Annotated in this window: 12 protein-coding genes; 5 read left to right on the forward strand and 7 right to left on the reverse strand. The window is 55.5% G+C overall.

The window, feature by feature from the left end; translation table 11 throughout:
• Positions 1–83: 83 nt before the first annotated feature.
• Both M493_RS08725 and M493_RS08730 read right to left on the reverse strand, forming a co-directional pair.
• A complete protein-coding gene (locus M493_RS08725; protein WP_020959951.1) occupies positions 84–836 on the reverse strand; it encodes an alpha/beta hydrolase in 753 nt (250 codons plus the stop codon).
• Positions 837–926: 90 nt separating this feature from the next.
• On the reverse strand, positions 927–1,430 hold the full coding sequence (locus M493_RS08730; protein WP_020959952.1) for a metal-dependent hydrolase: 504 nt from the start codon (positions 1,428–1,430) through the stop codon (positions 927–929).
• 171 nt (positions 1,431–1,601) lie between these two features.
• Here M493_RS08730 and M493_RS08735 point away from each other — a divergent pair, with 171 nt between their 5' ends.
• From M493_RS08735 to M493_RS18555, 5 genes are read left to right on the forward strand one after another with little or no spacing between them, the layout of a single operon-like run.
• Positions 1,602–5,288: a nitrate reductase subunit alpha gene (locus M493_RS08735; RefSeq protein WP_020959953.1), complete on the forward strand. Its 3,687-nt coding sequence runs from the start codon at positions 1,602–1,604 to the stop codon at positions 5,286–5,288.
• Positions 5,278–6,747 carry a nitrate reductase subunit beta gene (narH, locus tag M493_RS08740; RefSeq protein WP_020959954.1) on the forward strand — a complete coding sequence of 490 codons (1,470 nt, stop codon included), beginning with the start codon at positions 5,278–5,280 and terminating at the stop codon, positions 6,745–6,747. The genes M493_RS08735 and narH overlap by 11 nt, the downstream gene beginning before the upstream one ends.
• A gap of 59 nt (positions 6,748–6,806) precedes the next feature.
• Positions 6,807–7,382, forward strand: coding sequence for a nitrate reductase molybdenum cofactor assembly chaperone (narJ, locus tag M493_RS08745; RefSeq protein WP_020959955.1), 576 nt, complete (start codon positions 6,807–6,809; stop codon positions 7,380–7,382).
• A complete protein-coding gene (gene narI, locus M493_RS08750; protein WP_020959956.1) occupies positions 7,358–8,062 on the forward strand; it encodes a respiratory nitrate reductase subunit gamma in 705 nt (234 codons plus the stop codon). Before narJ ends, narI begins: the two co-directional genes overlap by 25 nt.
• A 12-nt stretch (positions 8,063–8,074) precedes the next feature.
• Positions 8,075–8,245, forward strand: coding sequence for a hypothetical protein (locus M493_RS18555; RefSeq protein ID WP_020959957.1), 171 nt, complete (start codon positions 8,075–8,077; stop codon positions 8,243–8,245).
• Here the strand turns inward: M493_RS18555 and M493_RS08755 are convergent.
• The 5 genes from M493_RS08755 to M493_RS08780 form a co-directional block, all read right to left on the reverse strand.
• Complete coding sequence (locus M493_RS08755; protein ID WP_020959958.1) at positions 8,235–8,762, reverse strand: hemerythrin domain-containing protein; 528 nt, start codon at positions 8,760–8,762, stop codon at positions 8,235–8,237. The two genes, M493_RS18555 and M493_RS08755, sit on opposite strands and share 11 nt — an antisense overlap.
• Positions 8,763–8,901: 139 nt before the next feature.
• A complete protein-coding gene (locus tag M493_RS08760) occupies positions 8,902–11,196 on the reverse strand; it encodes a thiamine pyrophosphate-dependent enzyme (protein ID WP_020959959.1) in 2,295 nt (764 codons plus the stop codon).
• Positions 11,187–12,203: a 2-oxoacid:acceptor oxidoreductase family protein gene (locus tag M493_RS08765; RefSeq protein ID WP_200865264.1), complete on the reverse strand. Its 1,017-nt coding sequence runs from the start codon at positions 12,201–12,203 to the stop codon at positions 11,187–11,189. The genes M493_RS08760 and M493_RS08765 overlap by 10 nt, the downstream gene beginning before the upstream one ends.
• Positions 12,204–12,392: 189 nt before the next feature.
• Positions 12,393–13,187, reverse strand: a complete 795-nt coding sequence (locus M493_RS08770; protein WP_023817629.1) for a uroporphyrinogen-III synthase — start codon at positions 13,185–13,187, stop codon at positions 12,393–12,395.
• A gap of 428 nt (positions 13,188–13,615) precedes the next feature.
• On the reverse strand, positions 13,616–13,864 hold the full coding sequence (locus tag M493_RS08780) for a hypothetical protein (RefSeq protein ID WP_020959963.1): 249 nt from the start codon (positions 13,862–13,864) through the stop codon (positions 13,616–13,618).
• Positions 13,865–13,999 lie beyond the last annotated feature (135 nt).

The raw sequence follows: 13,999 nt of genomic DNA on the forward strand, positions 1-13,999 counted from the left end.
CCATTTTTTTGAGAAACATAACGACCAATGAAAAAGAAATGACCCATCCCGTTTTGGCCAGGATGGGCGCAAAATCGACCCGGTTATCCCGAGTGCTTGGCGAAAAATTGGAGCGACCGCTCGATTATGAACAGTTGATCGTAATCAAGCGTCGCGACATGATAGCTGTTTTCGAGCCGAACGATCTCTTTGTCTGACGATTGAATGCCGCGAAAAATGATATCGGCGTTCTCAGGGGGCACGACATGGTCCTCGTCCGAGACGAAAATCAACGCCGGGCATGCCACGCGTTCCAGCTCGCTTTTCACCAGCTCCATCAGCCCATCCAACTGCACGAGCGAAGCGGTCGGCGTTTTCTCGTACGACAACTCTTTTGCCTCCGGATCTTTCAAATCGGAGCCGATTGAGTCCAAATATCGCGGCACTTCGCCTTCGGCCGCCATCCCGGTGCGGATGGCCGGAATGTCAATCGCCGCGTTAATGAGCACGATGCCGCGGATGGACGAATACCGTTCCGCCATGTAAAGCGTCAGCGTCCCGCCCATCGACAGCCCGGTGACAAAAATCGTCCCGCACCGTTCTTTCAGCCATTCATATCCTTCCTCAACCGAATCAATCCAATCATGGAACGTCGTCTGCTCCATCTCTTTGTAATGCGTTCCATGCCCTTTCAAGCGCGGCAGGCAAACCGTATACCCCGCCTTCGCATACGCCTGAGCGAGCGGACGCATGCTGTGGGGCGTGCCCGTGAATCCGTGTACGAGCAACACCCCGACCGGCCCATGTTCGGCATAAAACGGCTCGGCGCCGGGAAGCACCGGATATTGTTCGCGCATCTTCCTCTCTCCCCCGTCTCTTTTGTCCCTTCGTTATACGTATTCGCCGCCGTCCCTTCTATTTCCTCTTTTTCCCCACTATAACCGAACTTACCAACCGAACAGCAGCGACCGCCACCATTCCCGGAACAAGCCGTTGACGCCAAAGTATACGAATCCGGCTAATGCCATGTACACAAGCGCTTTTTCCATCCCTTTTCCTGTCCGATAGAGCGGCACTTTCCACCGCTTCGATGAAAACGGCCAAAACAGCGGCACTCCTTGGACGGAAAAAAAGTCTTCCACAATATGAAACAAGTAGCCGAGCACAAGCCCCGCGGCAAACGGCGACGCCGAGTCGCGCCAGACGAGCGCGGCGAGCCCCCCCCAGACGATGAGCGAATGGGTCATGCCGCGATGGCCGAACGCTTCTTTCACTTTGCCTGAAATGCCAAACGAACGGCGTCCGACATAGGAAGACGGCTCATCAATATCCGGAAGCAAGCTGCCGATGGCAAGCCCCGCCGTATAAGCAGCGGTAAACGGCAGCGCCGTATGCGCTGCCGCTGCCGCGCCGAGACATAACGAAGCAATGACATGACTTGAATATCGCACAAAAATCCCCTCAAACCTCCCTCGTTTTCCCCATTATACCACACGAAAGAATATTTGTTCGTTTCTTTGACGAATTTGTGACAATGCCGCGAAGTGTGACAAAGTTAACATCGCGTTATTGACATCATGGCTATAGTTAAAAGTACAAAACGCAAATAAGGAGTGAACGAAATGAAACGAAAACGATCCCCGCTCACCAACCGTTTCAAATATATTCGGCCGGTTGAGCGCCAAGCCGACGGCCACAGTGAGACAACTTACGGCGACCGCGCCTGGGAAGACGCATACCGCCGCCGCTGGCAGCACGACAAAGTCGTCCGCTCGACCCATGGCGTCAACTGCACCGGGTCATGCAGTTGGAACATTTATGTTAAAAACGGCATCGTCACATGGGAAGGGCAGCAGCTCGACTACCCGTCGACCGGGCCGGATATGCCGGACTTTGAACCGCGCGGCTGCCCGCGCGGCGCGAGCTTCTCGTGGTATATGTACAGCCCGCTGCGCGTCAAATATCCGTACGTGCGCGGCGTGTTGATCGACATGTGGCGCGAGGCGCTCGCAGCTCATCCGAACAACCCGCTTGAAGCGTGGAAAAGCATCGTCGAAGACCGCGAAAAAGCAAAACGCTACAAACAAGCGCGCGGAAAAGGCGGGTTTGTCCGCATCAGCTGGGATGAAGCGTTGACACTGGTTGCCGCTTCCTTGTTGTACACGGTTGTGAAATATGGACCGGACCGCAACGTCGGCTTCTCGCCGATTCCGGCGATGTCGATGGTCAGCCATGCCGCCGGGTCGCGGTTTATGCAGCTGATGGGCGGACCGATGTTAAGCTTTTACGACTGGTATGCCGACTTGCCGCCGGCCTCGCCGCAAATTTGGGGCGATCAAACCGATGTGCCGGAATCGAGTGACTGGTACAACGCCGGCTATATCATCACATGGGGCTCGAACGTCCCGCTCACCCGGACGCCGGACGCCCACTTTTTGGCTGAGGTGCGCTACCGCGGCACAAAAGTTGTATCCGTCAGCCCGGACTACGCCGAGTCGACGAAATTCGCCGACGACTGGCTGTCGGTGAAGCAAGGAACGGACGGCGCCTTGGCAATGGCGATGGGGCACGTCATTTTAAACGAATATTATGTCAAACGAACCATTCCATATTTTGAACAATATGCGAAAACGTACACCGATTTTCCGTTCGTCGTCACCTTAAAACAAGACGGCGGCGCATGGACGGCCGGCCGCTTCCTCTTGGCGAAAGATCTTGGCAAACCAGCCGGAAACGCTGAATGGAAACCGGTCGTCTACGATGAGAACACCGATTCGTTTGCCGTGCCGAACGGAACGATCGGCACGCGCTGGGAAGACAAAGGAAAATGGAACTTGCGCCTTGTCGATGAGGAAACGGGACAGCCGCTTGAGCCGCGCCTGTCGTTTTTAGGGTGCGAAGATGAGGTCATGTCCATCCAGCTCCCGTATTTCACTGATGAGGGCGGCAAAACGATCGAGCGCGCCGTTCCAGTCAAAAAAGTGCAAACCGAAACGGGCGACGTCTATGTCACAACTGTCTATGATTTAATTTTGGCCAACTACGGCATCGACCGCGGCATCGGCGGCACGGTCGCCCGCTCGTACGATGACAACGTTCCGTTCACCCCGGCGTGGCAAGAGGCCATCACCGGCGTCAAGCGCGAACTTGTCGTCAAAATCGCCCGCGAATTCGCTGACAACGCCATTGATACAAACGGCCGGTCGATGATTATCGTCGGCGCGGGAATCAACCATTGGTACAACTCCGATACGATTTACCGCGCTGTGTTGAACTTAGTGTTGTTCGTCGGCGCCCAAGGGGTGAACGGCGGCGGCTGGGCGCATTACGTCGGGCAGGAGAAGCTGCGGCCGGCGGAAGGATGGCAAACGATCGCCACCGCCCGCGACTGGGTCGGGCCGGCGAAACTGCAAAACGGCACATCGTTCTTCTACTTTGCGACCGACCAGTGGCGTTATGAACAGCAGCCCGTCGATGGGCTCGTCTCGCCATTGGCCAACAAATCGCGCTACTCGCATCCGGGCGATTACAACGTCTTGGCTGCGCGGCTCGGCTGGCTGCCGTCGTACCCAACGTTTAACAAAAACGGCATTGAATTGTATGAAGAAGCGGTGCGCCATGGAGCCCGCACGCCGGAAGAAATCGGCGCCTATGTCGCGAAACAGCTGAAAGAGAAAAAGCTGCAGTTTGCCATTGAAGATCCGGACGATGAGGCCAACTTCCCGCGCAACTTGATCGTCTGGCGCGCCAACTTAATTTCAAGCTCCGGCAAAGGACACGAATATTTCTTAAAACATTTGCTCGGCACAACGAACGGCTTGTTAAACGACGACCGCGACAGCCTGCGCCCGGAAGAAATCCGTTGGCGCGACGAAGCGCCGGAAGGCAAGCTCGACTTGCTCGTCAACCTAGACTTCCGCATGGCCGGAACGGCGCTTTACTCGGACGTTGTCTTGCCGGCGGCGACTTGGTATGAAAAACACGACTTAAGCAGCACCGACATGCACCCGTTCGTCCATCCGTTCAACCCGGCCGTGCCTCCGCTTTGGGAAGCGCGCTCGGACTGGGATATTTTCAAATCGCTCGCCAAAGCGGTATCCGATGTGGCGAAACAAGCCGGCTTAAAGCCGATGAAAGAAGTCGTCGCCACCCCGCTGCTGCACGATACGGCGCAAGAGCTCGCGCAGCCGTTCGGTGAAGTGAAAGACTGGAGCAAGGGAGAAACCGAACCGATCCCGGGCAAAACGATGCCGAACATTCACGTCATCGAGCGCGACTATACGCTGATTTACGACCAGATGACCGCCTTAGGTCCGAACGTCGCCCGCCAACCGATCGGCACAAAAGGGATTTCTTGGTCGGCGAAAGACGAGTACGAACAATTGAAACGCCGGCTCGGCACCGTCCGGCGCGCTTCGATCGCCGATGGCTGCCCGGACATTAGCGAGGCGAAAAAAGCGGCGGAAGCGATTTTGACGCTGTCATCGACCACCAACGGGAAAATGGCCGTCAAAGCGTGGGAAGCGCTCGAGAAAAAGACGGATCTAGAACTCGCCGATTTAGCGAAAGAGCGCGAAGAAGAATGCTTTACATTCGAACAAATCACCGCCCAGCCGAAAACGGTCATCACCTCGCCGGCGTTCAGCGGCTCGGAAAAAGGCGGGCGGCGCTACTCGCCGTTTACAACGAATGTCGAACGGCTCATTCCGTGGCGGACGTTAACCGGCCGGCAGTCGTATTACATCGACCACGAACTGATGCACGAGTTCGGCGAAGCGATGGCGACGTTCAAACCGGTGTTGCCGCACCGTCCGTTTTCAAACAAACGCCCTGAAGAAAACGGCAAAGAAGTCGTCCTGAACTATTTGACGCCGCATAACAAATGGTCGGTCCACAGCATGTATTTCGATTCCTTGCCGATGTTGACGCTTTTCCGCGGCGGGCCGACCGTCTGGATGAACAAAGATGACGCGGCGGAAGCCGGCATCAGCGACAACGACTGGATCGAATGTTTCAACGAAAACGGCGTCGTCGTCGCCCGCGCTGTCGTCTCCCACCGGCTGCCGCGCGGCATGGCGTTCATGCATCACGCGCAAGACCGCCATATTAACGTGCCGGGCACGAAGCTGACGAACAACCGCGGCGGCACGCATAACAGCCCGACGCGCATTCATGTGAAACCGACGCACATGATCGGCGGGTATGCACAATTAAGCTACGGATTTAACTATTACGGACCGACGGGCAACCAACGCGACTTGTACGTCGTCATCCGCAAACTCGAGGAGGTTGATTGGCTTGAAGATTAAAGCGCAAGTCGGCATGGTGATGAATTTGGACAAATGCATCGGCTGCCACACATGCAGCGTCACATGCAAAAACACATGGACGAACCGCCCTGGTGCTGAATACATGTACTTTAACAACGTGGAAACGAAACCGGGAATCGGCTACCCGAAACAATGGGAAGACCAAGAGAAATATAGAGGCGGTTGGGAGTTGAAAAACGGCGAATTGCGGCTCAAGTCCGGCCCGAAGGCGACGCGGCTCGTCAACTTGTTCTACAACCCGTACCAGCCGACGATCGACGATTATTACGAGCCGTGGAACTACGACTATGAAACATTGACGAACAGCCCGCAAAAACAATACCAACCGGTTGCCCGGCCGAAATCCAGCATCACCGGCGAATGGATGGAACTGTCATGGGGGCCGAACTGGGAAGACGACTTGGCCGGCGCCCACGTCACAGGGCTGCGCGACCCGAACGTCGTCAAAATGGAGGAGTCGATTCAGGCGGAATTTGAGGACGTCTTTATGATGTACTTGCCGCGCATTTGCGAACATTGCCTCAATCCGTCATGCGTATCAAGCTGCCCGTCAGGCGCCATGTACAAACGCGACGAGGACGGCATCGTCCTCGTCGACCAAAACGCCTGCCGCGCATGGCGGTATTGCGTGACAAGCTGCCCGTACAAAAAAGTGTATTTCAACTGGCAGACGAACAAAGCGGAAAAATGCACCCTCTGCTTCCCGCGCATCGAAGCCGGTTTGCCGACGATTTGTTCGGAAACATGCGTCGGCCGTATCCGCTACATCGGCGTGATGTTGTATGACGCAGATAAAGTGAAAGAAGCGGCGAGCGTCGCAGATGAGAAACAGCTGTACCACGCCCAGCTTGATATTTTCCTTGATCCGAACGATCCGGCCGTCATCGCCGCCGCGAAAGAAGCCGGCATTCCGGACGAATGGATCGCCGCCGCGCAGCGTTCGCCGATTTACAAAATGATCGTCGACTGGAAAATCGCCTTGCCGCTCCATCCGGAATACCGGACGCTGCCGATGGTGTGGTACATTCCGCCGCTTAGCCCGATCATGAATACGATCGAAGGAAAAGGAAGCAACGCCAGCGCCGATGACATTTTCCCGGCGATTGACAACATGCGCATTCCGATCGAATATTTGGCGAACTTGTTGACGGCGGGCGATACGGCGCATATCCGCACGACATTGAAAAAAATGGCGGCGATGCGTTCGTACATGCGGGCGATACAAACAAACAAACAACCGGACATTCGCCTCATCGAATCGCTCGGCTTAAGCCGCGAAGATATCGAAGAAATGTACCGCCTGCTTGCGATCGCCAAATACGAAGACCGCTTTGTTATCCCGGCGTCGCACCGCGAAGAAGTGGCCGACTTGTATGCGGAACAAGGCAGCTGCGGACTGGCATTCGCCGGCGGCCCGGGCGCTTGCGGCACGCTGTAGAGGGAGAAGGCGGGGCCCCGCCCCCTTTCCCCTTGAACAATAAAAATGGAGGATTTATGATGAACAGCGAACAACAACAAACGATCTTTTTGTGTGTGTCGTATTTGTTGTCTTATCCGGACGAACAGTGGGCCGAATCGCTCTCAGACTGCTTAGACGCCATCCGCTCGCTTGACGATGAGGCCGTTCGTACGCCGCTTTTGTCGTTTGCTGAACAAATCGCCGCCATCCCGGCCCGAAAGCGGATGGAGCGGTATGTGGACACGTTTGATTTCGGCAAAAAAACGAATTTGTACTTGACGTATATGACGAACGGCGAACAGCGGGAGCGCGGGGTTGAACTCGTCGCCTTAAAAGCGCGCTACGAAGCGGCAGGATTCGCCATCCCCGATCACGAACTGCCCGACTACTTGCCGCTGATGCTCGAATGGATGGCGTATGCGGATCAGGAGCATGCCATCGCCTTGCTTGCCGACTATGCCAGCCACATCCGTGAAATCGGCGACCGGCTGGCCGCGGCGGGCAGCCCATATGCCCAGCTGTTTCAAGTGTTGAATCACACATTAACTCAACTCGGCGTGACGCCGATTCCGAAAGGAAGTGCAACGGCATGGTTAGCCAATTTCTCTGGGTGATTGTTCCGTATTTGGCGCTTGTCCTATTTGTCGCCGGCCATATTTGGCGCTACCAGCGCGACCAGTTTGGTTGGACGTCCAAATCGAGCGAGCTGTTGGAGAAAAAACAGCTGCGCCTTGGCAGCTTGCTCTTTCACTGGGGCATTTTGTTCGTGTTTGTCGGCCATGTGATGGGTATTCTCATTCCTGAGCCGTTTTATGAAGCGCTTGGCGTGACGGAGGAGACATACCACGTCATCGCCTTGGCGGGCGGCATTCCGGCTGGCTTGGCCGCGTTTGTTGGGTTGGTCATCTTATTCCGCCGCCGCCTGACGGTCAAACGCGTGCGGGTGACAAGCAGCACCGGCGACTGGGTCGCGCTCGGATTTTTGCTCGCCGTGATCGCGAGCGGGTTATCATCGACGCTGCTGAACGTCAACTCACACGGCTTTGACTACCGGACGACGATCGGTCCATGGTTCCGCGGCCTTCTCACGTTCCGTCCGGACCCAGCCTACATGGAAACGGTGCCGCTTTGGTTCAAAATCCATATTCTGTCCGCGTTCGGCTTGTTCGCCGTCTGGCCGTTCACCCGTCTCGTTCACGTATTCAGTTTCCCGCTCCGCTACTTGCAGCGCAGCTACGTCGTCTACCGGAAGCGGGTGCCAAAATCCGTTGATTCGCTTGACCGCGCCCAGTAAGCGGGAAACAGCATGAAACCCACACCCGAGACCGTCATCACAGAAAACGGGATGCCGTTCATCCGCATCCCGTTCCTCTCCATCACGGTCCGGCGCCAAACTGATCAATCGGCGCGCCATGAAGAAAACGGGATGCTTCCTTATATGGAGCATCCCGTTTTTCGTTCCATCGTCACTCGTTAATGCGTGCCAACAACTCCTCTTTCTCCTCAGCCGATAACAGCCGCTCCGCCATCGGAAACAGCACATTTTCTTCCTTCATAAAATGCTCATCCAAAATATGATGCGCCTCAATGACCGCGCCGGCGAGCGTTAACGCCTGTTCGCTGTCCACCGTTTCCGGCAAATGGGTGGTTTTCTCCAAAAACATCGAAAGACGCGCTTTCGCCTGCTCGTGTTCGTATTCCATCACCGCGATCGGCCCGCTCGTCCGCCCGATGTATTCGGCCATCATCGGGAATAAGACGCCCTCTTCCCGCTCAGAGTGCGGATCCAACACCGCAACAAATGACGCTGTTTTTTTCCGCAGCTCAGCGAGCGGCTCACGCCAGTTACGGTCTGCCCCTTGGCCGATCGCTTCCGCTGTGGCGAGCAGCTGCTCCATTTGGGCGCGCAACGGGCCATGCTCCTGCTTTAGTTGCGCCAACCCGGCGCATAGTTTTACTCCTTCAGGACCTCCCATATGGCAAAACGAATGCATCATCGACTCCTCCTTTTGCTCGGTTCGTTGCCTCCATTATACCGCGGGTGACGCCTTCGCCGTTGTGAGCGATATCACACACCTCGGCAAAAAAAGGGCACGCAACAAGCGTGCAACAAAAACAGCGAACCGCTGCTTCTTATAAATATGGATGCTCATGTTTCGCTTTTAAAATGCTCCATCTCCGCTCGACCTCTTGTTCTAACTCGTGTAGCAGACCCTCGTTTTCTTTCTGCAACAAATGTTTCGTTTTCCCCATGTACTTCAACCATTCACTTAACGGGACGCGGCGCCCTTTCGCTTCCGGGTCGTACGTGATCGTCGTTTTCCCCCGTTCCACTTCATACAGCGGGAAGAAACACGAATTCACAGCGGCCTCCAAAATTTTTTCCCCGTATCGCTCCTCCGATTTCCAGTTCAACGGGCAAGTGATGAGCAGCTTGCCGTACACTGTCCCTTCATGTTGGGCGTACCATTGCGCTTTCGCCGCCTTTTTCACCAAGTCTTGCGGAAACGCCTCCGTACCGGTGAAAACATAAGGGATATTCGTCGCCGCCATAATTTGCGGCGTATCTTTATGGTGGAACGATTTCCCGCGCTGCGTGTTCCCGACCCCGGTTGTGGTGGTCATGTGCCCCATCGGGGTGGAATACGACATTTGCGCCCCGGTGTTCATATAGCCTTCATTGTCATATTCAATGATGATAAGCTTATGGTTGCGCAGCGCCGCCCCGATGGCCGACCCCATGCCGATGTCCATTCCGCCGTCGCCCGTCACCATCACAAACGTTACATCGTCCGATACGTTCAGTTCCCCGCGCCGTTTCAGTTCAAAGAAGGCTTCAACCATCCCCGACAGCGTCGCCGCCCCGTTTTGGAACAAGTTGTGCACCATCGTCTGTTTGTGCGCGCTGTACGGATAAGCGGCGGAGACGACATACGCACACCCGGTTTGGAACAAGACGACGATATCGCCTTCAATTCCTTTGAAAAAGAGTTCAAGCCCTGGGAAAATGCCGCATCCCGGACATGCCCCATGCCCCGGGGCGAGCCGCTTCGGCTTGGCGGTCAGCGCCCTAAGCGGCGGAATTTTCACATTCAACCGTTTCGTTTTTTCATCCATTGCCACATGGATCAGCCCGGTGCGGAACGCATCGCCGTGGAGCGGCTCAAGCAGACGCTTCGGCTGCTGTTCAGGCTGTCCGGGCACATGGCCGAAATAGTCAAACGGCTTTTCGGCCCGGCCGTTTTCCATCACCTCGATGGCCATGCGGAACAACGCTTCCGCATCTTCGGTGTAAAAATCTTTGCCTCCAAGGCCGTAGACGCGGCTTACCACGATCGTCTCATTGTCGCGGTCTTCCTGCAGCGCCGCTTTCACTTCATGCGTCATGTTCGCCCCGTAAGCCCCGTACGAATCGGCCCGTTCGCCAATTAAGAGCACTTTCACGTGTTTCAGTGCCTGCCGGATTTCATCAGCCGGGAACGGACGAATGATGTTCGGGCTGACGACGCCCGCTTTCACTCCTTGTTTCCGCAAGCGGTCGGCGACATCTTTCGCTGTCTCAGCCGCCGAGTTCAACAAAAACAGCGCCACGTCGGCATCGTCCATCCGATACAAATCAAGCGGCTCATAGCGGCGCCCTGACCATTTTTCGTATTCGGCCGCCACCTGCCGGAACACGTCGCCGGCCCGGTATAAAGCGACCGATTGCTGATAATGGTTGTTGATCAAGTCATCGCCGCCCATATGCGCCCCGATCGTCACCGGCCGTTTCGGATCGGCCGCGGTCGGAAACCCTTCTTTGCGCGGGCCGATAAACGCCTGCACCGTTTCGCGGTCGCGGAAGTAATGAACTTTCCGTTTTTGGTGCGACGTAAAAAACCCGTCATAGGCGATGATGACCGGAAGGCGGACGTCTTCGTGTTCGGCGATTTTGAGCGCCATGACGTTCATATCGTAGACTGCTTGCGGCGTCCGGGCCAACAGCACGACCCAGCCGGTGTTGAGTGTAAAATACAAATCAGAATGGTCGCCGTGAATGTCAAGCGGGCCGCTGACCGAACGGGTGACGAGATTGAGCACCATCGGGAAGCGGGTGCCTGATTGCACCGGCAGCTGTTCAAGCATATACATGAGCCCGTTGGCGCTCGTCGCGTTCAGTACGCGCGCGCCCATCAGCGATGCGCCGTAACAAATCCCCGCCGAACCGTGCTCGCCGTCGGCGGGAATGAGTTTTGTATCGTGTTCCCCCCGCACCTTCATTTGATCGAGCAGTTGGGCGATTTCCGTAGATGGGGTAATCGGGAAGTACCCCATAATGTGATAGTTAATTTGGCTCGCCGCCAACGCCGCCATTTCATTGCCAGAAGCAAACGTCGTCTCCTGCACAGCGCGATTCGTCCGCTCGACCTCTTTTTCAATCATTGCCATGCTTCCGCTCCCCCTTTCCTAAACGAAAACGAATATTTCAGCGAATGCGCTTCGGCAAACCCCGGCGTCTCCCGCTCGGCTGTTAAGGCGGCCGTCGGACACGCTTCGACGCATTTTAAACAACCTTTGCAATATTGGTAGTCAAGACCGGCTAAAAACATTTGCTTCCGTCCTTTTTTGTCCACCCGTTCTTCCCAGACGAAACAAAGGTCGGGGCAAACATTGTCACAGGCGACGCAATGAATGCATTTGTCCGCCTCCCAGCGCGGCAAAAACCCTTGCCGGGAACCGCTTACATTCTTCAACAAACTGTTCCCGCCGGCGACAATGACCCCGCCGATTAACTGGGTTTCATAGCCAAACCGGGGGAGCGGCCGAACGAACTTCTTCGCCTCCATGGAAGCGGCAGCAGTATGAAACCGCACTTCTTCGTAGCCGCGGCGAAACGCGCGAACGTTCGCTTCAATCAAGTGCGGCGCCTTCGTTGAAAACGTCCGGCGAATAACCGTTTCCATCGCTTCCGGTTCAATAAAGGAACAAACGCGCAACAACGCCCCTAGCATCGGTGTATTGATTTTCACCCGTTCCTCAACAGCGATGCCAAGCGCATCGACGACAGCCAACGTCCCATAAGGCAGGCGCAAATCGCGGCGAATCTCAGCGAACTCGCGCGTCGAGTTGACGACCGCCGTCCCGTCGGCGGCGAGGCCGCTCGTCACGTCCACCATCTTGGCGAGCGCTTCATGGAACACGCCGATCACATGTGGAGCCATAATCGGGCTATGATCGCGAATCTCAATATGCGGCTCACAAAAACGGATAAAGCTTTTCACCGGCGTTCCTTTTTTCTCGGAGCCATAGGAAGAAAAGTTCGACCCATTAAGCCCCGACCATAACACGCCCGCTTCGGCGAGCATCTTTCCCGCCAAGTTGGCCCCGAGTCCGCCGATTGACTCAAGGCGGATCTCAAAAAAGCCTTGTTCATTTGTCGTAGGCAGCATTGTCATCCCCCTCCCAATACAAAAAATGCATCCCCCATTTTCATTATAAGTGAAAAAGGCTTGGAAAACTGTGACAAAAAATAAACAGTTTCAATTTTTTTATTAAACAGAGTAATATAACACGTTAAAATAAATAGTTTTTTTGTATAACAGGATCAACAAGTTATATAAAACAAAAAAAGCCCTCTAACGGGCTTAAGCATCAAAATAGCGGGCGAGCGTCACGATCATCGCTCCCATTCGCTCATGTTCCGGCGCGATGACGCGGCTGACCCCTTCTTCTTCGAGCGCTTCTTGCGTCACTTGGCCGACGGCGCAGGCGACAACATCGGTGCGAAACGCCTCAAGCAGCGGTTCGACCTCCTTTTTTTCACGGGCGAACGAAAAGAAAAAGCGGACTTGCATCGCCGATGTAAAACAGACGGCATCAACCTCGCGTCCGACGACTTCGTTGTACAACGCTTCAAGCGTTTCCTCATCCGGGGCGACGTGCCGGTATGGCAACAGTTCCGTATACGATGCGCCGCGCGCAAGGAAAAACTGCCGAAGCTTTGGCGCAGTGTCGCCGTACAGCTGGGCCACGACGTTTTTTCCGGCAACATCGTATGCAGCAAGGGCGCGGATCAGTCCTTTCGTCGTTCCGTCTTCACTTAATGCGGCCGGGGTGACGCCGATTTTTCTCAGCGCCGTCACCGTTTTATAGCCGCGGACGGCGATGTTGGCCCGTTCAACGGCCTGTCGCCATTCATCGGCGATCCCTTCCCGCCCGGCCGCTTCCCAAAGCGCCTCGACCCCGATTCCGGTCGTAAACACAATCCAATCGGGCCGCATGGCGATCACCGCCCGCATTTCCACGCCCAATTCTTCCCCTTTTCGAAACGTCGTTCCTTGCGCCGGGCGAATGACGGCCGTCCCCCCTTGCTTTTCGATCAGCGTCGCCATCTCGTCCAACTTGCGCGAGGCGCATAGCGCGATTCGCTTGCCGTGCATGTTCGTTCCTCCCTGTTGTCCGTTATTCGTCTCTTTCATTCTAAAAGACCGCTGCCCCTTACGCAACGAAAGCGTGTTTTTTCAGCCGATGGCGCTGACGGACAAAGCAGCCTGGGAAGCCGGCGTTTTAGGGAAAAGCCGTGACAAACGAGCCCGCTTAAGTTGAAAAACCTTGCAAACCCGGCTTTTTTCGTTGTCAGCCAAAGGGAATGAATTCGGCGGCATCAATCGTGTTTCACCGCCTTTCAGAGCCAGCACCCCGCCCCCACGCAGCAACAAAGGCGGACGCCGCTAGGCTCTTTCCTTGCGGCAACAGCCATCAAGCGGCCCAAAGCCGTTTCTTCCCTGAACATGGTCGCAAAAAACGGCATGTTATCGGCCAATACGAAAAGGTGCCCCGACCCGTTTCAGGACACCTTCCTGTCGTTTTAACGCGTATGTATCACGGCCTCTTCTCCGCGGCGGTCAAATGAACCGGTGATGCGCGTCGGCTCGACGGAAATGATCCGATCGAGCGGGATGTTCATCAGCCGCATTTGCCGATTGTAAACGAACAGTTTGCGCGCTTCTTGATACAGCTTGACTGGCAGCACGACCGTCTCCCCCTGCACCGTTTGCACACGTACCGGCTGCTTCTCCTCAATCCACGCCGAAAGCTGTTGGCACAATTCCTTCATTCACTCGCTCTCCCTTCTCATCTATTCCTACTTATGATTATAAAAGGAAAAGACGGAAAAAGGAGTGAAGAAAAATCAACAAATTCGACGAAAGGATGACAAAACGTGTCGATAAATCATTCGGCGCACGGAAGC

It is taken from the genome of Geobacillus genomosp. 3 (assembly GCF_000445995.2).
Classification (GTDB): Bacteria; Bacillota; Bacilli; order Bacillales; family Anoxybacillaceae; genus Geobacillus.